Source organism: Pseudomonas luteola NBRC 103146 (genome assembly GCF_002091675.1).
Taxonomy (GTDB): Bacteria; Pseudomonadota; Gammaproteobacteria; order Pseudomonadales; family Pseudomonadaceae; genus Chryseomonas; species Chryseomonas luteola.
This window is the reverse complement of sequence record NZ_BDAE01000024.1, coordinates 41,908-66,468: the sequence shown is the minus strand read 5'-3', so window position 1 is coordinate 66,468 and position 24,561 is coordinate 41,908. Positions and strand designations below refer to the sequence as shown.

Here is a 24,561-nt window from a genome sequence, read left to right as displayed (position 1 = left end):
TAACCGTGGAGTGCGAAGGCGCCCAACCCCAGGTTTTCAAGAAAGGTGTCGAACGAAGTCTGCGGCATGTTTGATCGCGCTGTTCTTATAGGTCTTGAAATGCCAACGCCTCCACAAGCGGGAGGCGCTGACGTTAAGGCGGATCTTACTTGTTGTTATAGATATCCAGATCGCCAAAGTACTTCTTCTGAATCTTCTCGTAGGTGCCGTCGGCATGAATGGCCGCGATTCCCTTGTTCAGCAGGGCCTTCATTTCGTCGTTGCCCTTGCGTACGCCAATGGCGGTATCGGCAGGCAGCAGCTCGTCACGAATCGACTGGTTGACATAATCCTTGCCTTGAGGAGATTTCATGAAATCTCCTTCGGCCTGCAACATGTCCTGCATGGATACGTCGATGCGGCCCGAGGTCAGGTCAGCATAAACCTGATCCTGGTCCTGATAGCTCTGTACCTTGACACCGGCAGTGGCCAGCTTGGTCTTGGCAAAGTTTTCCTGAATGGTGCCCTGCTGAACACCAACGACCTTGCCCTTGAGTGACTCGGCCGTAGGCTCTAGATTGGCACCTTTCTTCATAATCATGGACGAGTTGCCTGACCACATGCGGTCTGTGAAGTCGATCTGCTCGGCTCGCTGAGGCGTTACGGTCAGCGAGGAGAGGATGCCATCGAACTTTCGTGCCCGCAGGCCTGGGATCAGTCCGTCGAAGTCGCTGACGATCCAGCGGCATTTCACCGCCAGCTTTTCACAAATGGCGTTGCCCAGTTCTACATCGAATCCTGCAAAGCTTCCATCCGGTGCCTTGTATTCGAAAGGAGGATAGGTGGTGTCTACACCGAAACGAATCTCCTTGATGTCCTTCGCCAGCGCAGAGCCCGCGGAAAGGCACAGCGCAATTGCGGAGAGGGTCAGCCATTTCTTTTTCATGGGTCGTCCTAATACGGATAATTGCAATAGAGTGCGTACCAGAGGTCGCGCTGCAGATGACGGGCTGTTCGCAGCAATAACCGAACCAACTGCCACTATATTGAGGTCATGTCCATAAACACAGAGTAGGCCAGGCGTCTCGTCCGGGGAGAATAAGTCAGCCTTTATTCACTATCCTGCACCTAAAATGTGCGTAATTTCCTAAGAGAGCAGGAGATTGCACAGCTTTGGTGCGAAAGGGTGATGGCATCTTGAAACTGATTGATGTGCATACGGCCTGGTATGCCATTTGGGAAGTGTCACCCAAGAGAGGTGCGCTTTGTAGCAACGCAGCGAAACGGTGGGTGGATTCGAAACGATTAGATGACATGATCTTTCTGGATTGATCAAGGCGTATACGGGAGCGGGTAATGCTTGACGAATGGGAGCTGACAGGCAGGGCGCGAACGCATCTGTTGCAGATCGATAACCCACGCTATGCGATCCATCGTGAGGTCTATGCGCCGTTCAAGGCAATGCAGGAGGCTGCACGGCGGGATGGATTTACCTTGCATCCATTCAGTGCCTTTCGTGACTACAAGACGCAGCTCAGAATCTGGAACCGTAAGTTTGCCGGTGAAAAGCCGTTGTATGACCGCAACGGCCAGGTGCGTGATCAGTCTGCTCTTGCCGTGGATGAGCGCATCGACTGCATTCTGAATTGGTCAGCTCTGCCAGGCGCAAGCCGCCATCACTGGGGCACCGAAATCGATGTGGTTGACCTGACCCAGGCTCCGCCAGGGTATGTCGTTCAGCTGCTACCCGAGGAGACGCAGCCCGGCGGTGTGTTTCATGAGCTGCATCTCTGGCTCGATGCGCACATCGAACAGTTCGGCTTTTTTCGACCTTATCGGGAATACCGGGGCGGTATGTATGAAGAGCCCTGGCACCTCAGTTATGAGCCATTGGCAACCCTTGCGCTCGAATGGCTGACGTTGGATCTGCTGGAGCAGGTTGTTGCCGAGTCATCCATGTTGGGACGGGAAACCGTTCTCGAGCGCTTGCCGGACCTGTACGAGCGACACGTCCGTATGATCTGTGAGCGCTAGCTTCTGGATGTGCTACCGCTGATACCCTGTTCAGGCTAAGCTATTCGAAGGTTTATTGTTTTCTGGAGTTGACGGTGAAAGAGCCTCGGGCAAATGCCTCTCATGTGGGTGATCTTCCTGCACATGATGGTAAGTCGGTCGCGCTGTTCGTGCTTGCGCTCATTCTGGCACTCTTCGGTACCATCGCCATGTGTGTTGAGTTCGCTCGCGGTACTCAGCAGTACGGATTGCCGCTCATCGTCTGGATTCTGGCCTTTTTCATAAAAATGGCGGAAAGCTTTCGGCTGCGCAGTCTGCTCAAGGCCGCATACGAGTCTGCTGGCAAGCGCTGAGCCCTTAGCTGATCCCTGTTAAGCCGATGGAAGCGCAAGAGTCCATCGGCTTGCCTGTACTATCACTCATCCTGAACACCGCATCGTTATAGGCTGCCGGCGTATAACGCATCTGTTTTTATCCGCCTTTCCTGCTGTTGGTCATCTCATGATTCATCTGTTGTCAGCGCATCCCTGGCTTTATGTCGGGCTTGGCGTCGTTGTTTTTCTTTGTATCGTCATCGCGCTGCGTTTGCGTGATACCCAGCGAGCGTTTCCCTATGTGCTTAACGAAGCGCTGTTTACACCTGCTGAACGCGCCTTTTTAACCGTACTCGATGAGGCGATTGGTGAGGACTACCGCATCTTTGGCAAGGTCCGCATTGCAGATGTGGCTAGCGTGAAAGCCATTCGGGACCAAAAGAGCTGGTACAGAGCCTTCAACAAGATCAGCGCCAAACATTTCGACTACGTCCTCTGCAACCGCGATGACCTGTCGTTCGTGGCGGTTATCGAGCTGGATGACAGCTCCCACCAGCGGCCTGATCGGCAGGCGCGGGACCTCTTTGTGGCGGGCGTCTGTCGGGCGATTGCCTTGCCGCTTATCCAGATTCCGGTACAAGGGGCTTATTCGACTGCGCAGGTGCGGGAAGAAATCATGGCTGCCTTACAGAAGGGCGGGGCCTTGACCTCGCGCAAACGCACAGCAGCCCGGCGCTCCAGCAAAGGGGAGGCGGCGAGCGAGGCAGCGTCTCCGATATGCTCGAAATGCGGCTCGCCCATGGTCATGCGCAAGGCCAGGCAAGGAAGCAATGCTGGCGCCTATTTCTGGGGCTGCAGCGCCTTTCCAGATTGCCGCAACATCGTACGCATTGAGGAGTAGTGTCCGCTGACGCTAACGTTTTATGTAATACCAGCCCATTTATAGTGGCAAACTGAGCTTAACCCTTGTTGTAATCATCCAGGCTTGCATATAATGAGAACAATTATCATTAAGTGAATGCCTAGGATTCTAGCGCAAGGATATCGGTGTGCACGCCAGCAGTACTTCACCACAGGGGGATCTTGGCCAGCTCTATCATGAGCATCGCTCCTGGGTATTTGGATGGTTGCGCCGGCGTCTGGGGTGCTCCGATAGTGCAGATGACTTGACCCACGATACGTTCATTCGCCTCCTGGGAAGTCAGGAGCTGGGCCGGCTTGCTGAACCTCGGGCTTTTCTCATTACTGTTGCCAAGCGTGTCCTATTCAATCATTACCGACGTCAGGATATCGAGCGGGCCTACCTGGATGCCTTGGCGGCCTTGCCTGAGCAGGAGGTTCCCAGCGAGGAAGTTCGTGCTATCGCTCTGGAAACACTTCTGGAGCTGGCTCGCGTATTGGATGGATTGGCTGAACCGATCAAACAGGCTTTTCTGTTGGCACAGCTGGACGGAATGCCATACGCCGATATCGCCGCACACCTCGGTATTTCGCTGGCAACCGTCAAGCGGTACATCGCCAAGGCCGCTCAGCAATGTTATTTCGCGGAGTGCATGGCGTGACAGCGCCCATCTCTCCCCAGATCGCCGAGCAGGCCGTGCAGTGGCTGGTAGAGCTGCAGGCGGGGGCAGGCGAGGAAGAGCATCGGGCCTGGCAACAATGGCGGGCCGCTGATCCTGAGCACGAGCGTGCCTGGCAGCGGATCGAGACCATCAACCAGCGGCTGCAGGGGTTGCCCTCAAAGGCTGCGCGTCAGGCTGTATTGAGCAAGCCCGCATACGGTCGCCGCGAGGTGCTGAAGCTCATGGGGGTGTTTGCCCTCCTGGGCCCGGCCGCCTGGCTCTTAAAGGAGCGTGCCGAGCCCTGGTTGGCGGACTACCACACCCGGATTGGGGAACAGCGAACGGTTACCCTGACCGATGGCAGCCGCCTTGATCTGAATACCGACAGTGCTGTGAATGTCAGCATCACGGCTACGCAGCGTCAGCTCATGCTGATTCGTGGCGAGATACTGTTACACGCTGCCCATTCAGCCCTGCCATTTTCGGTACAGAGCCAGGCAGGCATGGTCTCAGCAACCCAGGGGCGTTTGAATCTTCGCAAGTTCGACGATGGCTGCCAGTTGAGTGTTTTTGCTGGCAGCGTTCAGGTGCGTTGTGCCGAGCGGCCGGATCTATCCACGACCCTGACGGCAGGACAACAGGTACGCTTTAGCGCGCACCACCTGGATAAGGTAGTACCGCTCGACGGTGGTCTGGATGCCTGGCGTGACGGTCTGCTGGTGGCAGCCCATATGCCGCTTGGGCAGTTCATCCAGGAGCTATCTCGCTATCAGCCCGGTTGGCTGAAGTGCGACGAGCACGTCGCGGGTCTGTTGGTTTCAGGAACGTATCCACTCAAGGACATAGAAGCCATCCTGGCCATGCTGGAAGTTACCCAGCCGGTGCGCATCCAGCGGCGGACGCGCTACTGGATCAGCATTCAGCCTCTCACAGCGTGAGTTGAATATTTTCAATCAGCGGTGAGCCTTTTCTACTTCTCGCGTGACAAGTAAGGCAGATACCCTTACTGCAGGCTAATCTCATGTCTTCCTCTACATTTACGTTGACCCCTTTAAGCCGGGCGCTTCGCCATGTCGTGTTCGGTACAGCTGTGCTGCTTGGCAGCGTGCCGCTGATGGCAACGGCGCAAACGGTTACTCAGGCTGAGGTGAGCCGAACATTTCATATTGCCCCCGGTCCGCTGGAGGCCGCCCTCAACCAGTTCGGCCAGACGGCGAATATCATGGTGGCGTTCAGTCCCGATCTGACGACGAACCGCACCACTCAAGGGCTGGAGGGTGAATTCGGTATTTCCGAAGGGTTGAACCATCTGTTGGAGGGGAGTGGGCTTGAGGCCGTCGCGCAGAAGGGTGGCTATAGCCTGCAACCCATTGCTGTTCCGGCATCCGCCACTAACGACGAGGGGACAGCAGCCAACCTGGAAACCCTGACCGTGGTAGGTGACTGGCTGGGTGATGCGCAGCAGCAGGATGTATTCGAGCACCCAGGGGCGCGGGATGTGATCCGCCGCGATGAATTCGAGCGGGTCGGCGCTTCCACGGCGCGCGAAGTGCTCAACCGGATTCCCGGTGTGAATGCGCCGGAAAACAACGGAACCGGCAGCCATGACATGGCTCTCAACTTTGGTATCCGAGGCCTCAATCCGCGTCTCGCATCACGTTCGACAGTGTTGATGGATGGCATCCCGGTCCCGTTTGCACCCTATGGCCAGCCACAGTTGTCCTTTGCACCCATTTCCATGGGCAACATGGATGCAGTCGATGTGGTGCGCGGTGGTGGTGCAGTCCGCTATGGCCCGCAGAACGTGGGCGGTATCGTCAACTTCGTGACCCGTGCCATTCCTGACGACTTTACCGTCAAGGGCGGCATCCAGAACGAACTCAGTCCGTCTTCAAGTCATGACGGTATCAAGACCAGTGGCAACCTGCTCATTGGTGGTACGGGGGAAAACGGTCTGGGTGGCGCCTTGCTGTATTCAGGCGTACGGGGCGGTGACTACCGTGAGCACAGTGATACGCAGATTGATGATCTGATCCTCAAGGGTAAATACCAGCTCGATGACGCCAACAGCTTTACGGCGATCGGCCAGTACTACGAGGGCAAGGCAGAGATGTCGGGTGGCCTGTCGGTTGCCGATTTCGACAGCAACCCGTACCAGTCCACACGTCCCCTGGATAAATTCTGGGGCCGTCGTACCCTGGTCGGCCTGGGATATCAGTATGAAGAAGACGCGCGGAAGTTCACGGTGAATACGTTCTTCACCAAGACCCTACGCAGCGGTTATCTGGATCAAGGTACATTCCAGTCGCTATCGCCCCGCGAGTACTGGGTGCGTGGGGTGGAAACCCGGTTCTCCCAGGGCTTTTCTTTAGGCGAGAGCTGGCATGAGGTGGGCATCGGCTACCGCTATGTCAACGAAGCCAGTCACGAGCTGCGATATCGGGTACCGATAACCTCCACGGAGCGGCCATCCACGTCCAGCCGCAACGATCGCGACACCCGCGGCAGTACCGAGGCCAATGCGTTCTATATCGACGACCGTATCGACATCGGCAAATGGACGTTCACCCCAGGTATTCGCTACGAGCTGATCGATTCCGAGCAGGTCAACAAGCTCAACAATACACCTTATAAAGGTGACTACCACGCCTCGCTGCCCGCGCTGAACGTGATGTATCACGTAACCGACACCTGGAACCTGTATGCCAACACGGAGGGCTCGTTTGGTTCGGTCCAGTACAGCCAGATGCCGAACCGGGTTGCTGCCGGTGAAGTAAAGCCGGAAAAGGCACGCACCTGGGAAGTGGGTACTCGTTACGATAACGGGACCTTGAAGGCGGAGTTGGGAGCCTTTCTTATCAATTTTGATAACCAGTACGACAGCAGTCAGACGCTGGATACGGTTATCGCCCGTGGCAAGACACGCCACCGTGGTCTTGAGGCCAGCGTGGCTTATCAGCTGGAAGACCTGAGCCCAAGCCTGGCCGGATTCGATGTCTACGCAACCTATGCCTACGTGGATGCCACCATTCGTGAAGAGGGGCCAAACAAGGGTAACCGTGTACCGTTCTCGTCCAAACACAAGGGTACGCTGGGCGTAGGTTACACCCACAATGCCTGGCGCCTGGATCTGGACAGTGCCTTCCAATCCAGCCAGTACGCCGATAATGCCAATACGGTGGAGGAGAGCGCCGATGGCAGCAACGGCCGTATCCCTGGCTACATGACCTGGAACAGTCGTGCGGCTTATGACTTTGGGCCGCAACTGTCCAACCTGAAAGTAGCGGTCGGGGTGAAGAATATCTTCAATACCGAGTATTACACCCGCTCCTTTGACGACAACAACAAGGGCAAATACCTGGGGCAGCCGCGTACCGTCTATCTACAGACATCGGTCGCATTCTGAGACGTCTGTAACAGAGGCCTGTCAGGTTAAACCAGCAGGCCTTGCAGGATGTCCAGCGTATCTGCTTCTTCAACAGGCTTGTCGTGACGCCAGCGCAGCATGCGGGGGAAGCGCACGGCAACGCCGCTCTTGTGCCGCGTGGACAGGGCTATGCCTTCAAAACCCAGTTCGAATACCAGTGTTGGCTGGACGCTGCGTACAGGGCCGAATTTCTCGACAGTAGTCTTGCGCACAATGGCATCCACCTTGCGCATTTCTTCATCGGTCAGACCCGAATAAGCCTTGGCGAAAGGTACCAGGGTACGCTCGGTGCCCGGCGGGCCATCCCAGACGGCAAAGGTGTAGTCGGTGTATAGGCTGGCGCGTCTGCCATGGCCGCGCTGGGCATAAATCAGTACCGCATCCACCGAGAACGGGTCGACCTTCCATTTCCACCAGACGCCCATGTCCTTGGTGCGTCCCACCCCATAAAGCGAGTCCCGGGCCTTGAGCATCATGCCTTCCACCCCGAGCGTGCGGGAGGCCTCCCGCTGGTGGGCAAGGTCCTGCCAGCTTTCACCGGCAAGAAGGGGGGAGGGGCGTAAAAGAGGACTGTTGCACTGTGCGGTGACCGCTTCAAGTTGCGCCCGACGCTCATGCTGCGGGCGGCTGCGCCAGTCATGCCCTTGCCATTCCAGCAGGTCATAGGCCAGGATGACTACAGGTACATCGTCGAGCAGCTTCTTGCTCAGGGTTTTACGACCGATGCGCTGCTGCAAGAGCGCAAAGGGTTTGACACCAAACGGAATAGGCTCGCCGGGCGCGTGTTCGGCCTGCTGGTGGGTGACCTCTTTGCTGCTCATCAGCAGGTCGGGGCTTTCCTCGTCTTTCCAGACGACAATTTCACCATCAATGACAGTGCCGTCCGGTAGGCAGGCTGCGAGCGCGTGCAATTCGGGAAAACGATCGGTGACCAGATCCTCGCCCCGAGACCAGATCCACAGGCGCCCGTCGCGTTTGACCAACTGCGAGCGGATGCCGTCCCATTTCCATTCCACCTGCCAGTTCTCGATAGGCCCCAGCTGGGCATCGAATTGATCGACGGGTAGCTGGAGGGCATGCGCCAGGAAAAACGGATAGGGCTGCCCGCCACGCTGTGCATGTTCATCGTCCGACTCGGGAGCGATCAGCGCAAGGTAAGCTTCGGCAGTCGGACGATGGGACAGGTCCGTATAGCCCACCAGACGCTGGGCTACGCGCTTGGCATCCAGGTCTGCCATGGTTGCGAGCGCGCGCGTCACCAGCAGCTTGGATACGCCAACCCGAAACTCGCCGGTAATAAGCTTGAGGCTGACCATGAGGCTGGGCCGATCCAGTTGCGACCACAGCTGCGGCAAGCGCTCAGCCAGTTCTTCCGGCGCAAGGCCACGTAAGGGCAGAAGCCGCTCCTCCATCCAGACCGCCAGACCCTCATCCGAAAGATGCTCGGCGGTAGGAATAAGCAGCGACATCGTTTCTGCCAGATCGCCTACCGCCTGATAGCTCTCCTCGAACAGCCATTCCGGAAGGCCCGAGGCGGCAATCGTCAGCTCTCGAAGCTGGCGCGTGGGCACCGTTCGCCGCGGGCGTCCGCCGGCCAGGAAATAAACGGCCCAGGCTGCATCGGCAGGCTCGGCCTGGTTGAAGTAATCCTGCATGGCCTGGAGCTTGGCATTGCTTGAGGTTGTTGCATCCAGGCGGGCATAGAGATCGGCGAAGGCTTTCATCATGGTCTCGCTTTCTACACAGCGTTCAGAAGCAATCAGTAACGGGCCGCTCGCGAGCCTCTGTTAATCCGATATCGCTTCGCTGTTGTTATGAGCCTGTTATGGGGAAAGGAGTTCGTGATGTGGTGTGTTCCTGGTCCCCTGTCCGGTTTATCAGGCGACGTGGAACAGGAGGACCACTACAGCCTTCTAAGTGATTGTCTGACAATGAGGTTGCAGTAGATGGGCCAACATATCCGCTTCATCTGGATCGCCTGCCGGGACAGTCTCTGGTTTATCCCGATGGTGATAGCGCTCCTGGCGGCCGGATTGGCCGTGGCGCTCGTGTCCCTGGAGCGCCTGGGCATCATCAATGCAGGTGATCGGCTGGTGTGGCTGGCGGGTAGTACAGGGGAGGGGGCTCGTTCAGTGCTGTCGGCGATTGGAACCAGCGTGGTGACGGTCACGGGTACAGTCTTTTCCATCATGATCGTTGCACTTCAGCTGTCCAGCAGTCAGTTCTCGCCGCGTCAACTCAGAAACTTCACTTCTGATCGAGCCAATCAAGTGGTCTTGGGCCTGCTGATCGGGACCTTCACGTACACCTTGATTGTCATGAGCATGATCCGCTCAGCCTCGCCCTCATCCGCGCCCTTCGTTCCACAGATCGCTATCGCGCTGGGCATAGTGCTGGCGTTGGTCAGCGTTGGTTTGATCATCTATTTCATCGATCACGCCTCCCGCTCCATGCAGATTGCCGTCATCCTGCAGCAGGTGACTCACCGCGCCAACGAACAGATTGAACAGGCCTTCGCGCCTCTCGATGAGCCCCGGGCCGAACCCGATGCGTATGTGGGCGAGGCGCTGGATAAGAACGGGTACCCTTTGTGTACGCAGCGGGGAGGGTATCTGCAGGCTGTCGACCGCAAGGGGCTGCTCAGGCTGGCGCACAAGCAGAGTCTGGTGGTTCGTGTGGAACACCGCACCGGAAGCTTTATCCTGCCCGGTGATCCAATTGCCTCTATCTGGCCTGCCGAGGCGGTTGATGCAACTGTCATGGCGGAGCTGAGAAAGAAGTTCATTCTTGGATCGGATCGTACGCCCGAGCAGGATATCGAGTACTGGCTGATAGAAATGGCAGATATCGCGATCAAGGCGTTATCGCCTTCCATCAATGATCCTACTACGGCATTTCGAGCCATTGACCGGCTTTGTGAAACACTGACGTTCCTGGGGCAGCGTAAGCCTTGCTGGACACATTGCGGTGACGACGGAAAGATTCGGTTGATCGAACGCCCTCTGACATTCGAGTTGGCGGTAGGGCTTGCATTTGAGCAGATCCACCATTTTGGCCAGACCAATCCTTCCGTGCTCAAAAAGCTGGCCGACTCGGTGAATGCATTGATAAAGCGGGTTCCGCATGATGAACGGGTCGCCTTGATTCGATACAGTCGCTTGCCTGATGACATTGCGCTGAAGCATTGATTGGCGCAAGCAAAAGGCGCACGGGCATATTCTTTTTTTTTAGGCGGACTTCTCGTTGTTGGGCTCGTCGTCTTCATCACCGTATTCCGTGGTAAAGCCTTGGGCATCCAGTCCCTGTTCACGAAGGTAGCGCACCAACACTCCCACAGAGCCATGGGTCACCATGACCCGTTCAGCCCCTGTCTGCTCAATGGCCCAGAGCAGGCCAGGCCAGTCGGCGTGATCGGAGAGCACAAAGCCACGGTCCACGCCACGGCGCCGACGCGTACCGCGTAGCATCATCCAGCCGCTGGCGAAGGCATCGCTATGCTCGCCGAATCGGCGAATCCAGGTGCTTCCGCCAGCCGAGGGCGGCGCAATGATCAGGGCCTTGCGCAGAAGAGGGTCGTTCTTCTTGAAGTCCCCTGCATAGTGGGTATCCGGGATGTACACACCGCCTTCACGGTAGACCCGGTTGAGCGGTTCCACAGCGCCGTGAGTCAGAATAGGGCCGATACTCGCATCGATTCCGTGCAGGATGCGCTGTGCCTTGCCGAAGGCGTAGCAATACAGCACGCTGGCGCGGTCTTCCGCTGCATTCTGCCGCCACCAGGCATTGATCTGCGCAAAAGTCTCTGCCTGCGGCTGCCAGGTATAAATAGGCAGGCCAAATGTGGATTCGGTAATAAAGGTGTGGCAGCGCACGGGTTCGAAGGCGTCACAGGTGCCGTCCGGTTCTACCTTGTAATCCCCCGAGGCCACCCAGACTTCACCCTGGTATTCCAGGCGGACCTGGGCTGAGCCCAGAACATGCCCAGCCGGGTGAAGGCTGATTTTGACGCCATGGTGATCAATGACTTCGCCGTAGTGCAGCGTTTGCAGATTGATGTCTTGCCCCAGTCGGGAGCGAAGAATGCCTTCGCTGGGCGCTGATGCCAGGTAATGCTGATTCCCCCCACGTGCATGATCGCCATGGGCATGGGTAATGACGGAGCGTTCGACGGGGCGCCAGGGATCGATATAGAAATCTCCTGGAGGGCAATAGAGACCTTCGGGTCGGGCGATGACAAGATCCATGGTGTCGCTCTTGATGGGCTTATCTAGTAAGAGCGGAACGGGGCGGATCAGTTCGAGCGGGCTGCGCTCGCCTTGTGACCTGAAAGGGCAGGCCTAAATCACCGGCTCTGCGCGGGAGGTGTCCGACCTATAGCAACCGTGGCGTTCCAGCAGCTCAGGAACCTCGGAATTGGGCACCGCCCGGCTGAAGAGGAACCCCTGACCAAATTCACATCCTGCCTCGCGTAGCCACTGGACCTGATAGTCGTGTTCGATCCCTTCGGCAATGGATGGCATGTTCAGACCATGCCCCAGCCCCAGCATGCAGCGCACAATCTTGTCATCCTTGTCATTGATGGCCATGGAGTCGATGAACTCGCGATCGATTTTCAACTTATCAAAGGTAAAGCGGCTAATCTGCGCCATGCTGGAGTAGCCCGTGCCAAAGTCATCGACAGCGACCCGTACGCCTAGCTCCCGTAGCAGATCCAGGTTGAGCTTGGCCTGCCGGATATCCTTGACGATGGCGGTTTCGGTGATTTCTATTTCCAGCTGCGAGGCCGCAAAGCCGGTCTCAAGCAGAATACGTTCAATGCGGTCCGGCAGCAGAGGATCGCGCAGATCGATCGCGCTCAGGTTGAAGGACAGATAAATGCCTGTAGGCCAGTATTTGGCATCGATACAGGCTTTTCGCAGGAGATAATCCGTCAACTCGGTCATCAGGCCGCTTTCCTCGGCCGCCGGAATGAACTTGTCGGGAACGATGGAGCCATGGATCGGATGATCAAGCCGAGCCAGCGCTTCAAAACCGGCAATGGTCATTCCATCCAAGGCAACGATTGGCTGGTACTCGGGCCGGACGTAGCCCTGTTCGATGGACTCGCGCAATGCCTGAGCAATCATGGATTGCTGTTCCAGCATATGATCCTGGGCCATGTCGAAGAAGCGAATGATGTTCTTGCCGTTGCGTTTGCCCTGGTAGAGCGCAACATCGGCGCGACGAAGCAACGTACTGATGTCCTGCCCATCATTGGGGTAATGGGAAACGCCAAATGTGGCCGCCGTCATCAGTGCAGTCGAACCATGGACCATCGGGGTTGCAACCAGACCCGCCAGTCCTTTCAGAATGGCGTGGGCTGCGGTCTCGCTCTTGGCGGAATGCAGCAGAACAGCAAACTCGTCTCCACCCAGGCGGCAAATAAAATCTCCTTTAGGTAGAGCCGTAGCCACACGCTGCGAAATCTCTTCGAGCAACCGGTCGCCCGTAATATGGCCGTAGATATCATTGATGGCCTTGAACCCATCCAAGTCAAAAATGGCTAGGAAGAAGGGCTCTCGCGTGCCGCGTATCGCTTGTGCGAAATGCTCATTCAACGCGCGGCGATTCGGCAGGTGCGTGAGGTTGTCATGATTGGCCAGGTGATAGGCCTCCTCCTGCGCCTGCTTGCGTGCTTCGATTTCCTTGCGCATATCCGCGATGCGACGGAATCCGAAGAAGAAGCCGCACCACCCAATGATGATAAATGCCGTTATGCATTCGTCGACTTGCCAGTGTTCGTGTCTGGCGCTGAAAGCCACAAGATGCTCGAAGAAATCACATTCGATCATCACGACAAGCAGTAAGACACCCAAGGCAATGATGCTGGCAACGTCTCTGAAATGCCTTTTATGCAGTGAGTAGAAAAAGGTCTTCAGAGACATGAGCAGCTCGGTAGCAAGATCGAACAAGGGGCAGGGCCTGAGACTGAGGTGAAGTCCTAGTCGTGTTATCGACAGCAGGCTGGCAAAGTTGATAGTAGCATTATGCTACGAATATAGTCTTTGAACGTACAAAGTGACTTGAAGGGAAATACTTGCCTGCCCAATGACGAACAGGCGCTCTCTGGTCACCCGGTAAGTGTCTTCTGAACAGGCTCAAGCGGCAGGCGAAGCGATTCGGCAGCAGACGCGACCTCGCCAATCACAAGAATGGCTGGGCTCTTGAGCTGAAAGAGGGCCGCGTCGGCTAACAGGGTGCCCAGTGTGCTTCGGCATTCTCGCTGTTCCGGCAGGGAGGCGTTTTCGATCATGGCGACCGGGGTAGAGGCAGCCATCTGGCCTGCCAGGAGTCCCTGCTGAACATCGTTTAGTCGCGAAACGCCCATATAGATGACAAGGGTCGTGCCGCTTTGGGCCAGGGCGTCCCAATTCAATGAGCTGTCGTCCTGGGTATGGGCTGTGACCAGCGTAACGCCACGGGCAATGCCGCGATGAGTCAGTGAAATGCCGCAGTTCGTCGCACCTGCAAGACCGGCAGTGATGCCGTTGACGATTTCGCTTTGAATGCCATGGTTCGCCAGCCATTCGGCTTCTTCACCGCCTCGGCCAAAAATGCACGGATCGCCGCCTTTGAGGCGCGCCACGACCTTACCCTGGCGTGCATAACGCAGCATGAGGCGATGAATGAACGCTTGAGGCGTTGAGCGGCAGCCGCCCCGTTTGCCTACCTTGATGATGTGTGCATGCGGGCAGTGCTCCAGCACGGCAGGATTGACCAGGTCGTCAATCAGGACTACCTGTGCCTCGCCCAATGCGCGAACGGCCTTGAGGGTCAAGAGCTCTGGATCACCTGGGCCTGCACCGATCAGCCAGACTTTTGCATTCATGAACATACCCTCGTGTTCTACTCAATCAGGACAAACAAAAAAGGCGCACCCGCTGTAACCAGCAGGGACGCCTTTGTCCGGTTCTGTTCGGGCCTTGCAGGCCTCTTCAGAAAATGCCGCACTCGCCGTTGAGCGCCGCATCCTATGTCAGACAAATCAGTGCAGTGATTATGCCAAGTATTGAAAGTGGGTGTGTAGAGCACTTTTCATCATGATCATGAGTGTCCATTACCGTGTTCTTGCACAGGTTTAGGTACTGGTGCACCTGAACGGTGCGCCTTATTGCCGACGTTTCAGGTATGGACAGGTGTACGTGCCAGTAAGCGCTTGATCTCCGGAACACAGGAGCCGCACTGCGTACCACAGCCCAGCGACTCCTTCAGCCCGTTCAAGTCAAGTCCTTCAGCGATACCGCCGCGAATGGCGGCTTCGCTGACATTCATGCAGTTGCAAAGCGTTTTGCAACTAACCCCGGTCTGGCTGCCAGGGGGCGTGCTGAGGGGCGCCAACAACCAACGGCGCAGGTCCTGATCCGCTCGACCTTCTTCCCACAGGCTCTTGAGCCAGCGCCGTGCTGCTGTTTCACCTGTCAGGCAGAGCGCGGTAATACGGCCCGCCTCGACACGAACCCGCTTACCCACCTGGCGGCGTGCATCGTCATAGGCCATGACCGGTCCGTCCAGCAGGTTAAGGCCATCATAGATCTGTGCAAGCAGGGCCTTGTCGGGTGACTCCCCATGTGCAGCGCGAATAAGCAGGGCCGGACGGTCGCGACCAGTCAGGGTAAGACTGGCATGGCTAAAGGTCTCAAACAGAGGGCGTAGGGTTTCGAAGCGCATTTGTACATGGCCTTCTACCAGTGCGTACAGCTCCCAGGGGAGTTCTACCCTTTCCACTTCAATGCCGGCATGTTTGAGCTCCGGTTGCTTGGAGAGCGGATCGAATTCCGAGAGGGTGAGGGCATTGATACCGAGCCCTTTGAGAAAGCGATCCCCCCAGTGCATGGGCAGGAACGCTTGACCCGGTCTGATGTTCTCGTCTGACTCGACACGGACCAGAAGACTGCCGCGACGGCTTTTAACGCGGGTCAGCTGGCCGCTCATCAGCCGACGGCGGCGCATATCGTCCGGGTGCAGGGAGAGAAGCGGCTCCTCCACATGGCTGAATAACCGCGCCGCCGTGCCGGTACGGCTCATGCCATGCCATTGGTCGCGCAGGCGGCCAGTATTGAGGGTCAGCGAATAGCGGGCATCACGCTTCTCTTTCGGCGCGGCGTACTCGTCGGCAACAAAGCGTGCCCGCCCCGACGTTGTGGGAAACACACCGTTTTCATACAGGCGGGGCGTGCCCTGGCTGGCGCCGGTGGGAAACGGCCATTGTTGGGGCCCATGGGCATCGATCAGCGAATAGCTGATACCGGAAAGGTCCAGGTCACGTCCTGTCGTCAGGTGCTTGTATTCCTCAAAGAGCGCTTCAGGTGTCGGGAAGGCGAATCGGCTGCTTTGCTCAGGGTACAGGCGGCTTTCCAGCCGGCGGGCAAAGTCAAGCGTGATGGCCCAGTCCGGGCGTGCTTCACCCGGTGCGGAGATGGCGCGGCGCACATGGCTGATGCGTCGCTCGGAGTTGGTTACCGTTCCTTCCTTCTCGCCCCAACTGGCCGCAGGAAGCAGCAGGTCGGCATAGCGACAGGTTTCGGTCGTGAAAAAGGCTTCCTGAACCACTACAAACGGACAGCGGGCCAGGGCTTCATGAATTTTGGCCTGATCTGGTACGGACTGAGCCGGATTGGTACAGGCAATCCAGAGTGCCTTGATTTTGCCGCTGTGCACCGCATCGAACAGTTCGATAGCCGAAAGGCCGGGCGTTTCAGGCAGCGCATCGATACCCCAGTAAGCCGCGACTTCGCTACGGTGAACAGGATCGGCTACCTCACGATGACCAGGAAGCAGATTCGACAGGCTGCCGGTCTCACGTCCTCCCATGGCGTTGGGCTGGCCGGTCAGCGAGAAGGGACCGGCACCGGGTTTGCCGATCTGGCCTGTTGCCAGGTGCAGATTGATCAAGGCTGAGTTCTTGGCCACGCCTGCAGTGGACTGATTTAGCCCCATGCACCAGAGCGACAGAAACGCGGGCGACTCGCCAATCCATCGGGCGCAGGTCGTCAATGCCTCTACGGTAATGCCGCACAGCTCTGCCACCATGCTGGGGTTATAGTCTCGCACCAACGCTTTCAAGGCATCAAACCCCTCGGTATGGGCATCGATATAGCGACGGTCGGTCCAACCCTCCCAGAGCAGCAGGTGCAGGATGCCGTGGAAGAGTGCAACATCGGTGCCCGGCTGAATGGCCAGGTGCAGGTCGGCCAACTCGCAGGTGTCAGTACGGCGCGGGTCGACTACAATGATTTTCATGTCGGGTCGCTGGGCCTTTGCTTCTTCCAGGCGTCTGAACAGGACCGGATGGGCATAGGCCATGTTGCTGCCTGCAATCAGCAGGGTCTGTGCGTGTTCGATATCCTCATAAGAGCAGGGTGGCGCATCGGCTCCCAGGCTGCGCTTGTAACCGACCACCGTGGATGACATGCATAGCCGGGAGTTGCTGTCGATGTTGTTGGTACCGATCAGGGCACGGGCCAGTTTGTTGAAGGCATAGTAGTCCTCGGTCAGCAGCTGGCCGGAGATATAGAAGGCCACGCTGTCCGGGCCATGCTCGCGGAGGGTGTCGGCAAAGACGGTGGCAGCGTGGTCAAGCGCGCTGTCCCAATCGGTCCGGCTGCGTGCCAGCGTCTTGCCCAGGCGTAGTTCGGGGTAGAGCGCACGTGCATCCAGATCGCCGGTCAGGTGCAGCGTAGCGCCTTTGCTACAGAGCCTTCCGTAATTGGCTGGATGAGCCGGATCGCCCGTCACATTCAGGATGCGAGTACCGTCATGTTCGATCAGCACGCCACACCCTACGCCGCAATAACAGCAGGTTGAAGCAGTGATCTGAGTAGCAGCGCCATCACGCGGCTCGTGAGGATGGATGGTCATGGTGTGCTCCATTCTGTTCACGCGGGCCCGGCGGCGAGCCAGGTCAAACGATTAGGCGGCAGTCGTGCTGGCAATGATGTGAGCGCTGCGGCGCGTCTTTTCCAGAGCGAGATAGACGCGTCCGTCTTCTACTCTGACCGGATACCGGTGGGCGCACCCTACATCCGGGGCCAGGGCTTCACCGGAGTCGAGAGCAATCTGCCAGTTGTGCAATGGACAGGCCACGGTCTTGCCAAAGACGATGCCCTGAGACAGCGGGCCGTGCTTGTGCGGGCAACGATCATCCAGAGCAAAGACATCGTCAGAAGACGTGCGGAAGAGAGCAATGTCGCCTTTGGGACCTTCGATGACCCGCGCGCCCAGTTGAGGGATATCGGTCAATGCGCAGATGTTCAGCCAGTTCATGAGGTAATCCTGTTCAAGTCGCGTAAAAGGGATACGCGATGGGCCGCTCCGCAGGAGGGTGGTGAGCGAAGCGATACCCATCGATCAAGAGACGTCTATAGCGCCGCCACCGGAATCCGTTCGAATTCCTTCTTGAGCGCCGTCTGTTCGATGCGCGCCTTCCAGGGGTCCTGCTCCAGCGACAGGGCGAACATCAGCTGTTGATAGAGGGCTTTGCGCCGCTCGGCATCGTCCAGAATGGCAGTCTTGATGTGCTCAAGGCCCACGCGCTGCATGTAGTGCACGGTCCGTTCGAGGTAGAAGGCCTCCTGGCGGTACAGCTCGATAAAGGCCAGGCTGTACTCCATGACCTCTTCAGCCGTTTTCACCTTGGTAAAGAATTCGCCAGCTTCAGTCTTGATGCCGCCATTACCACCGATATACAGCTCCCAGCCGGAGTCCACACCAATGATGCCCACGTCCTTGATACCGGATTCGGCGCAGTTGCGCGGGCACCCGGAGACGGCCAGCTTGACCTTGTGCGGTGACCACATGCCGAACAGGGCATGTTCCAGATCAATTCCCATCTGGGTCGAGTTCTGGGTGCCAAAGCGGCAGAACTCGCTGCCCACGCAGGTCTTTACGGTGCGGATGGATTTGCCATAGGCATGGCCGCACGGCATGTCCAGATCCTTCCAGACCCCGGGCAAATCCTGTTTCTTGATACCCAGCAGGTCGATACGCTGACCTCCGGTGACTTTCACCATGGGCACCTTGTATTTGTCGGCCACGTCCGCGATACGACGCAGTTCCGCTGCGCTGGTTACGCCGCCCCACATACGGGGAATAACCGAATAGGTGCCGTCTTTCTGAATGTTGGCGTGTGCGCGTTCGTTGATGAAGCGGGACTGCGGATCGTCCTTGGCTTCGCTCGGCCACGTGGAGATCAGGTAGTAATTGAGTGCCGGGCGGCAGGTGGCGCAGCCATTAGGCGTTTTCCAGCCTAGGGCCGTCATGGTTTCGGGAATGGTCGTCAGGTGCTGCTCACGGATTGCCTGACGAACGAAGCCATGGGTATGGTCAGTGCAGTTACATACCGGTTTTTCGCTCTTGGGCTTTACATCGGCCGCACCGCCCACCGTATTGATCAGGATCTGCTCCACCAGACCGGTACAGGAGCCGCAGGAGCTGGCCGCCTTGGTGTGCTTTTTCACCTCATCCACGGAGAGCAGGTTGTTTTCAGTAATGGCCTTGACGATAGTGCCCTTGCAGACGCCGTTGCATCCGCAGACCTCCATCTCGTCGCTCATCAGCATGGCCTTGTCCTGCCCCTGATGGCCCGCATCGCCTATGGCATGCTCGCCAAACATGAGCAGGTCACGGATTTCGCTAACATTGTGATTCTCACGAATCTGGCGGAAGTACCAGCCGCCATCTGCCGTATCGCCGTACAGGCACGTGCCGACGAGAATGTCGTCTCTTATCACCAGTTTCTTGTAGATACCGCCGATAGGATCGGAGAGGGTGATCTCCTCACAGCCTTCACCGCCTATGAAGTCCCCGGCAGAAAACAGGTCGATGTCCGTGACCTTGAGTTTGGTAGACGTCACCGAGCCGTGATATTCGGCGGTGCCCTGAAGGGCCAGATGATTGGCACACACCTTGGCCTGTTCGAACAAGGGGGCTACCAGGCCATAGGCAATGCCTCGGTGCGCTGCGCATTCTCCTACGGCGAAGATGTCTGGATCGGAGGTGCGCATCGTATCGTCGACGGTCAGGCCGCGGTTACAGGTCAATCCGGCTGATTCGGCCAGCGTATAGTTGGGACGAATGCCGGCAGCCATCACGACCAGATCAGCAGGTATTTGATCACCATCGGCGAAACGAACGGCGCAGACACGACCGTTGCCGTCATCGAGCAGCTCGGCGGTCTGCTTGGGCAGCAGAAAGTTGAGGCCACGGCTTTCCAGGGCGGTCTGCAAAAGGTTGCCAGCCGTCTTGTCCAGCTGGCGCTCCATCAACCAGTCACCGATATGAACGACGGTGACGTCCATGCCGCGTAGCTTGAGGCCGTTGGCCGCTTCCAGACCCAGGAGGCCACCGCCGATAACCACTGCGTGGCGATGCGTGGCTGCCGTATCGATCATGGCTTGGGTATCGGCAATGTCACGATAACCAATCACACCCTCCAGATCCTTGCCCGGAATGGGCAGGATGAAGGGGTTGGAGCCGGTAGCAATGATGAGTCGATCATACTCTGCCACGGTGCCGTCTTCGGCTATGACGCGGCGGTTCTGGCGATCGATTTCCGTAACCCTGCGATTGAGATGCAGCTCGATAGCGTGCTCGGCGTACCAGTTGAGGTCGTTCAGGACGATCTCCTCAAAGGTCTGCTCGCCAGCCAGAACGGGGGATAGCAGGATGCGGTTGTAGTTCGGGTGTGGTTCTGCGCCAAAGACTGTTACGTCATACAGGTCAGGGGCGAGTTTGAACAGTTCTTCCAGGGTGCGTACCCCAGCCATGCCATTGCCGATCAGTACCAGCTTGAGCTTTTTCATCAGGCGTCTCCGCAAGCTGCCCACCGGGCGTGCTTGAAATCGAGGCAACAAAAAAGGCGTCCCGCACATGAATGCGAGGACGCCTTTGTCCGGTCCCGTTATCGGCCTGCATAGGCCTGTCGGGGGAGCGCTGCCGTTCGCCGTTGAAGGCTGCGCTTGATGTCTGCCTAGAGACTAAGCAGGGGACGTGCCAAGAATGTAACTGCCTGAACTCGCTCTATTTTTTGTCAGGAGATCCTGATTATTCTGAGCTTTTGTGCACCACTTTGAAGCGCATTGCACACTATCCGTGCGAACTTTCCTTGATAGGCGTGACGTTCTGCGTGCTGGACGCTGGCCGATCGCTGACCCAGTTGACCTTGGGGAAAATACGGTGGAAAGGTTTGGGCATAGGCTCGATGTGCTTTTCGCGATAGTTGTAAAAGACAAAACCGCACTTGGCGAGCGCAATGGTGGTGTCGGTATCCGGCCGAGTAATGCGGAAGATGATATCGCCCCCGTATTTATTGAAGTCCATGACCCCAATGTCAAATTGCAGCTTGTCCCTTGCAAAGGCTTCAGCCAGATAAACGGTCGCAAGATCCGTCACCATGGTACCGATGCCATCCTCGGCACCATCCCGGATACCGTAGTAAAACATGAAGCGTGTACGAGCTTCTGAAATCATGGAAATCATCGACTCGTTACTCAAGTGGCCACCGGCATTGATGTCGGTACTGCGGACCGTTTGATGGGTAGTAAAATAAAACTGGTCGCTTGGAAGATTGAGTTCGATGCGGGCCATGAGGAGCTCCCTATGATCTTCTTATTGAGGGTTATGCTTGGAGCTTAGCAAGCATGCCGTCTGGAATCACGGTTCCTTCTCTCTTTTACACCCTTGAGGGGCAGTTTGAGAAGCAATTAAGTGAAACGTTTTTACAAGGCTTTCTTCACAAAACGTTGACGAGCCCCTCACCACACTTTTGTCATCTTATTTCAAGAGTTGTACGAGATGCTGAAGTTGAGACCGGTTCGTCCCGAGTGGCTCACGCTGATCGTGAGTGCGGCTTTCCTGATTTTTTACAACGTCCCACTGTGGACTCACCTGTTCGACGTGGTGACACCTCTCGATATGAAAGGTGTGCTCACCTTAGGCGCAGTGGCTGTTCTGTTCCTGGCAGCGTTCAACCTGATTCTGACCTTTTTTGCCTTTCGCTGGGTTTTCAAGCCGCTGCTAAGTGTGCTCTTTCTGAGTGCCGCAGGGGTTGCCTATTTCATGAACCAGTACGGTGTCATGATCGATACGGAGATGCTCCGTAACATGCTGGAGACCGACACGGCCGAAGTGGTGGATCTGCTGTCATTCAAGCTGGCTGCCTATCTGCTCCTGCTCGGCGCGCTGCCGGTCTGGCTGCTTTGGAAGACACCGGTTCAGTATCGCCGGTGGCCGCGCGAGCTGTTGAGTAAATCCATTGCCAGCGGTTTAACCGCCGCGGTTATAGTCGGCGTGGCCATGCTCAACTATCAAAGCCTGTCTTCCCTGTTCCGTAACCATCATGAGATCCATATGCAGCTGACGCCCAGCAATTCTGTGGGTGCCTTGATCAGCTATGTTCATGACGCGACGGCCAAACCCAAGGGTCCGCTGCGCGAGATCGGTACGGATGCTGTACGCCTGGCGCCCGTCAGCGCCGGTGCGCACAAGACATTGACTGTTCTGGTCGTTGGGGAAAGCGCACGTGCCGACAACTTTGGCCTGGATGGCTATGGCCGCGATACAACGCCCGAGCTGCGCCAGGAGGAGGGCGTGATCAGCTTTACCGATATGCATTCCTGCGGCACCGAGACGGCAGTATCCGTACCCTGCATGTTCTCCAATCTGACCCGCGCGCATTACAGCGACAATGTGGCCAAAAGTCAGGAGAACCTGCTTGATGTGCTTAAGCGGGCTGGATATGACGTGATCTGGCGCGACAATCAGGCCGGCTGCAAGGAAACCTGTAACCGTGTGGCCTTTGAAAGCCTGACAAAGGCTCAGGACCCGGCATTCTGCAGCGATGGCGAATGTCATGATGAAATCCTGCTCAAGGATATACAGGGCATCATCAATCACATGCAGCGCGACACTGTGCTAGTGCTCCACCAGATGGGCAGCCACGGTCCGGCCTACTTCAAACGCTACCCGGCGGCCTTCGAGTACTTTACCCCGGTATGCAAGAACAACGAGCTGAGCCAGTGCTCCCGGGAAAGTATCGTGAATGGATATGACAACACCATTCGCTACACCGATCATGTCCTGGCGAGCCTGATAAATACCTTGCGCGCCAATCAGGACAAGGTGAGTACCGCCATGTTTTACCTGTCCGATCATGGTGAGTCATTGGGTGAATACAATGTATTTCTTCATGGCATGCCGTACGCCGTAGCGCCGGATCAGCAGAAGCATATCGCCAGCGTAGCGTGGTTTTCTCAGCCGTATCAGCAGTCGATGGGGGTGAATAGCCAGTGTGTAGCGGTCCACCGGAATGACTCGCTCAGCCAGGACAACCTGTTCCATTCCATGTTGGGTCTCCTGCGTGTCCATACCCAGGTCTATAACGCAGAGCTGGATTTGTTTGCCAGCTGCCGTCAGCTCTCAGGGGCAACCGTGGCCAGTACGAGCCCGTCAACGCAACCGCCCGCGAACAAGCTCAACTGAAACAGGCGAGCTGGCCTTGGCGGGCTGGCTCGTCAGATCGATCAATGGCGATACAACCAGAGCAGCACAGCGGCGAGGTTGATCAGTAACGAAACGCAGGCCACTGTACGCCAGAATTTCAGTGGCTCGCGCTCTAGCAATGCCTTGGGCGGTAATGCAGGTTGCCGCTCGCCTTGCTCCAAAAGTAATAAGGCTTCCTCTGCCGTCTCGAAACGCTGGGCTGGATCGACCGCTACACCGCGCAGTAACCAGTCATTCAGCCAGAGCGGTACGTCGTGCCGATAGCGCAGCACACGTTCCGGCTGTTGAAAACGCGGTCGCTGGAAGGCCTCTATTTCTCCGTAGGGATAATGGCCTGTCAGCAGGTAATAGAGCGTAACACCTACTGCAAAGAGATCCTGCTGCGGCCCTGGTGCGGCACCTTCGAACGTTTCGGGCGCCAGATAGCTGGGCGTACCCGGCACCGCGCCCTCGCATTCATGGGAAAGGCCAGGGCAATAGGCAAGGCCAAAGTCCAGTAGCCTGAGTTCGCCATCATCGCCCCGGTGCAGATTCTCGGGTTTGATATCCCGGTGCAGAATATTGCGCCGATGCAGTTGACCCAGGGCGCGCAGGAGGCGGGTTGCGGTATCCAGCCACTCGCCAAGCGGAAATGGACCGGCCTGTTTGAATTGGATAGCCAGCGTGCGGCCCGGGTATTCACGCTGTACGTAATACAGGTGCTGACGTTGAGACAGTGGATGCAGTTCGACAAAAGCTCTTCCGGCGACGCGGCGCAGAAACCACTCCTCCATCAGGAGCGCCTGCATGGCCTGGGTATCACCTTGCTGACCTGGGGCGAGAGTCTTGAGCAGCCAGGACCGCCCGGCGCCGTCACGCACGCGATACAGCCAGGACTGCTGAGAGATCGCCAAGCGCTGTTCGACCTGCCAGCCCTCGAACATCTGGCCCTCTTTGAGTCGTGGTGGAACAGGCCAGCCCGCTACCTCGGCGAGGGCATCCGCCAAGGGTTTGTCAGGCAGGGCGTCAATACGTACCAGTAATGCACTGGCATTGTCCTGACTGCCCGCCAGATGGGCTGCGTTGATCAAGGCATGGGCCACTGACATGGGGTTGGCTTCATCCAGCAATATACGTCGTATAGCCGCATCACCCAGGCAGGCCCAGACCCCATCACTGACCAGCAGGAAGCAATCACCGATTTGCAGATCACCTTCATGAAAGTCCACGATCAGATGAGCTTCCAGCCCCAGAGCACGTGTCAGAACATGTTGCATGCCGGGCTGTTGCCAGACGTGGTCTTCTGTCAGACAGGAGAGTGTCTGGCCTCTAAGGTGATAGGCCCGACAATCGCCTACATGGGCAAGGGTGTAGCGGTGCCCTCTGAGCACAAGGGCCGTCAGCGTCGTCAGTAACGGCTGGCCTTGGGCCCCGGCTTGTAGCCAGCGGTTCTGTGCCAGGAGCAGACGATCCAGTGACTGTGCAATAGGCCAGGTTTCGGGCGTTGAGTAATAATCCATCGCCACCGCCTGTACGGTTGAGCGGGCAGCCAATCCGCCGTCGGCGCAGTGGCTTACTCCATCGGCCAGGGCAAACAGATGCCCCTTGCTGAGTGCCAGAGCGGGAGCCGGCGTGACGCTACGCAGGGCGTCCTGGTTTTCCGGTCGTGGACCGGTGGCCGTGGCTTCACCGATGCTCAAGGTAAGGGGCATGGATTCGGTCAGGAAGTAGAGAGGTTTAGAAGCGAAAT

The 24,561-nt window shown here is 57.4% G+C and carries 18 protein-coding genes; 8 read left to right on the top strand and 10 right to left on the bottom strand.

From position 1 onward, the window contains the following. Positions 1–145: 145 nt before the first annotated feature. Positions 146–925: a transporter substrate-binding domain-containing protein gene (locus PLU01S_RS20630; protein ID WP_010795007.1), complete on the bottom strand. Its 780-nt coding sequence runs from the start codon at positions 923–925 to the stop codon at positions 146–148. A gap of 410 nt (positions 926–1,335) precedes the next feature. Here PLU01S_RS20630 and PLU01S_RS20625 point away from each other — a divergent pair, with 410 nt between their 5' ends. The 6 genes from PLU01S_RS20625 to fecA all read left to right on the top strand — a co-directional run bounded on the left by PLU01S_RS20625 (position 1,336) and on the right by fecA (position 7,274). Beyond that, on the top strand, positions 1,336–2,013 hold the full coding sequence (locus PLU01S_RS20625) for a M15 family metallopeptidase (protein WP_074823708.1): 678 nt from the start codon (positions 1,336–1,338) through the stop codon (positions 2,011–2,013). Between the two features lie 74 nt (positions 2,014–2,087). After that, complete coding sequence (locus tag PLU01S_RS20620) at positions 2,088–2,345, top strand: hypothetical protein (RefSeq protein WP_010795005.1); 258 nt, start codon at positions 2,088–2,090, stop codon at positions 2,343–2,345. 148 nt (positions 2,346–2,493) lie between these two features. Continuing rightward, positions 2,494–3,207: a DUF2726 domain-containing protein gene (locus PLU01S_RS20615; RefSeq protein ID WP_074823711.1), complete on the top strand. Its 714-nt coding sequence runs from the start codon at positions 2,494–2,496 to the stop codon at positions 3,205–3,207. 148 nt (positions 3,208–3,355) lie between these two features. Continuing rightward, positions 3,356–3,868: a sigma-70 family RNA polymerase sigma factor gene (locus PLU01S_RS20610; protein WP_010795003.1), complete on the top strand. Its 513-nt coding sequence runs from the start codon at positions 3,356–3,358 to the stop codon at positions 3,866–3,868. Beyond that, positions 3,841–4,806 (top strand): FecR domain-containing protein, encoded by a 966-nt coding sequence (locus tag PLU01S_RS20605; protein ID WP_074823714.1) that lies wholly within the window; start codon positions 3,841–3,843, stop codon positions 4,804–4,806. The genes PLU01S_RS20610 and PLU01S_RS20605 overlap by 28 nt, the downstream gene beginning before the upstream one ends. An 83-nt stretch (positions 4,807–4,889) precedes the next feature. After that, on the top strand, positions 4,890–7,274 hold the full coding sequence (gene fecA, locus PLU01S_RS20600; protein WP_074823717.1) for a TonB-dependent Fe(3+) dicitrate receptor FecA: 2,385 nt from the start codon (positions 4,890–4,892) through the stop codon (positions 7,272–7,274). A gap of 26 nt (positions 7,275–7,300) precedes the next feature. On the opposite strand, the gene PLU01S_RS20595 is transcribed toward fecA, so the two are convergent. Beyond that, entirely contained in the window at positions 7,301–9,019 is a 1,719-nt protein-coding gene (locus PLU01S_RS20595) for an ATP-dependent DNA ligase (protein ID WP_074824382.1), read from the bottom strand. Between the two features lie 222 nt (positions 9,020–9,241). On the opposite strand from PLU01S_RS20595, the gene PLU01S_RS20590 reads away from it, so the two are divergent. After that, on the top strand, positions 9,242–10,483 hold the full coding sequence (locus PLU01S_RS20590) for a DUF2254 domain-containing protein (protein ID WP_074823720.1): 1,242 nt from the start codon (positions 9,242–9,244) through the stop codon (positions 10,481–10,483). Positions 10,484–10,522: 39 nt separating this feature from the next. Here the strand turns inward: PLU01S_RS20590 and PLU01S_RS20585 are convergent, their stop codons facing one another. From PLU01S_RS20585 to PLU01S_RS20555, 7 genes are all read right to left on the bottom strand, one after another. Beyond that, positions 10,523–11,539 (bottom strand): ligase-associated DNA damage response exonuclease, encoded by a 1,017-nt coding sequence (locus tag PLU01S_RS20585; RefSeq protein WP_074823723.1) that lies wholly within the window; start codon positions 11,537–11,539, stop codon positions 10,523–10,525. A gap of 93 nt (positions 11,540–11,632) precedes the next feature. Next, on the bottom strand, positions 11,633–13,219 hold the full coding sequence (locus tag PLU01S_RS20580; RefSeq protein ID WP_139208727.1) for a putative bifunctional diguanylate cyclase/phosphodiesterase: 1,587 nt from the start codon (positions 13,217–13,219) through the stop codon (positions 11,633–11,635). A 185-nt stretch (positions 13,220–13,404) separates the two neighbouring features. Further along, the gene (gene cobA / locus PLU01S_RS20575) at positions 13,405–14,163 is read right to left on the bottom strand and encodes a uroporphyrinogen-III C-methyltransferase (RefSeq protein WP_074824385.1); all 759 of its coding nucleotides are present in this window, start codon (positions 14,161–14,163) and stop codon (positions 13,405–13,407) included. 293 nt (positions 14,164–14,456) lie between these two features. Then, a complete protein-coding gene (locus PLU01S_RS20570; protein WP_074823728.1) occupies positions 14,457–17,192 on the bottom strand; it encodes a nitrate reductase in 2,736 nt (911 codons plus the stop codon). A 51-nt stretch (positions 17,193–17,243) separates the two neighbouring features. Continuing rightward, positions 17,244–17,597 (bottom strand): nitrite reductase small subunit NirD, encoded by a 354-nt coding sequence (nirD, locus tag PLU01S_RS20565; RefSeq protein ID WP_010794994.1) that lies wholly within the window; start codon positions 17,595–17,597, stop codon positions 17,244–17,246. Positions 17,598–17,692: 95 nt separating this feature from the next. After that, positions 17,693–20,134: a nitrite reductase large subunit NirB gene (gene nirB, locus PLU01S_RS20560; protein ID WP_074823731.1), complete on the bottom strand. Its 2,442-nt coding sequence runs from the start codon at positions 20,132–20,134 to the stop codon at positions 17,693–17,695. A gap of 283 nt (positions 20,135–20,417) precedes the next feature. Next, positions 20,418–20,918 carry a thioesterase family protein gene (locus PLU01S_RS20555; RefSeq protein WP_074823733.1) on the bottom strand — a complete coding sequence of 167 codons (501 nt, stop codon included), beginning with the start codon at positions 20,916–20,918 and terminating at the stop codon, positions 20,418–20,420. Positions 20,919–21,125: 207 nt separating this feature from the next. On the opposite strand from PLU01S_RS20555, the gene PLU01S_RS20550 reads away from it, so the two are divergent. Then, a complete protein-coding gene (locus tag PLU01S_RS20550; RefSeq protein WP_074823740.1) occupies positions 21,126–22,811 on the top strand; it encodes a phosphoethanolamine transferase in 1,686 nt (561 codons plus the stop codon). Positions 22,812–22,852: 41 nt separating this feature from the next. On the opposite strand, the gene PLU01S_RS20545 is transcribed toward PLU01S_RS20550, so the two are convergent. Next, a complete protein-coding gene (locus tag PLU01S_RS20545; protein ID WP_074823743.1) occupies positions 22,853–24,523 on the bottom strand; it encodes a bifunctional protein-serine/threonine kinase/phosphatase in 1,671 nt (556 codons plus the stop codon). Positions 24,524–24,561 lie beyond the last annotated feature (38 nt).

What these genes read in the sequence shown, in the direction of transcription:
- PLU01S_RS20630 (WP_010795007.1), bottom strand. Translation starts at nt 925, where the DNA reads ATGAAAAAGAAATGGCTGACCCTCTCCGCAATTGCGCTGTGCCTTTCC.
- PLU01S_RS20625 (WP_074823708.1), top strand. Translation starts at nt 1,336, where the DNA reads ATGCTTGACGAATGGGAGCTGACAGGCAGGGCGCGAACGCATCTGTTG.
- PLU01S_RS20615 (WP_074823711.1), top strand. Translation starts at nt 2,494, where the DNA reads ATGATTCATCTGTTGTCAGCGCATCCCTGGCTTTATGTCGGGCTTGGC.
- PLU01S_RS20605 (WP_074823714.1), top strand. Translation starts at nt 3,841, where the DNA reads ATGTTATTTCGCGGAGTGCATGGCGTGACAGCGCCCATCTCTCCCCAG.
- fecA (WP_074823717.1), top strand. Translation starts at nt 4,890, where the DNA reads ATGTCTTCCTCTACATTTACGTTGACCCCTTTAAGCCGGGCGCTTCGC.
- PLU01S_RS20595 (WP_074824382.1), bottom strand. Translation starts at nt 9,019, where the DNA reads ATGAAAGCCTTCGCCGATCTCTATGCCCGCCTGGATGCAACAACCTCA.
- PLU01S_RS20590 (WP_074823720.1), top strand. Translation starts at nt 9,242, where the DNA reads ATGGGCCAACATATCCGCTTCATCTGGATCGCCTGCCGGGACAGTCTC.
- PLU01S_RS20585 (WP_074823723.1), bottom strand. Translation starts at nt 11,539, where the DNA reads ATGGATCTTGTCATCGCCCGACCCGAAGGTCTCTATTGCCCTCCAGGA.
- PLU01S_RS20580 (WP_139208727.1), bottom strand. Translation starts at nt 13,219, where the DNA reads ATGTCTCTGAAGACCTTTTTCTACTCACTGCATAAAAGGCATTTCAGA.
- cobA (WP_074824385.1), bottom strand. Translation starts at nt 14,163, where the DNA reads ATGAATGCAAAAGTCTGGCTGATCGGTGCAGGCCCAGGTGATCCAGAG.
- PLU01S_RS20570 (WP_074823728.1), bottom strand. Translation starts at nt 17,192, where the DNA reads ATGACCATCCATCCTCACGAGCCGCGTGATGGCGCTGCTACTCAGATC.
- nirD (WP_010794994.1), bottom strand. Translation starts at nt 17,597, where the DNA reads ATGAACTGGCTGAACATCTGCGCATTGACCGATATCCCTCAACTGGGC.
- nirB (WP_074823731.1), bottom strand. Translation starts at nt 20,134, where the DNA reads ATGAAAAAGCTCAAGCTGGTACTGATCGGCAATGGCATGGCTGGGGTA.
- PLU01S_RS20555 (WP_074823733.1), bottom strand. Translation starts at nt 20,918, where the DNA reads ATGGCCCGCATCGAACTCAATCTTCCAAGCGACCAGTTTTATTTTACT.
- PLU01S_RS20550 (WP_074823740.1), top strand. Translation starts at nt 21,126, where the DNA reads ATGCTGAAGTTGAGACCGGTTCGTCCCGAGTGGCTCACGCTGATCGTG.
- PLU01S_RS20545 (WP_074823743.1), bottom strand. Translation starts at nt 24,523, where the DNA reads ATGCCCCTTACCTTGAGCATCGGTGAAGCCACGGCCACCGGTCCACGA.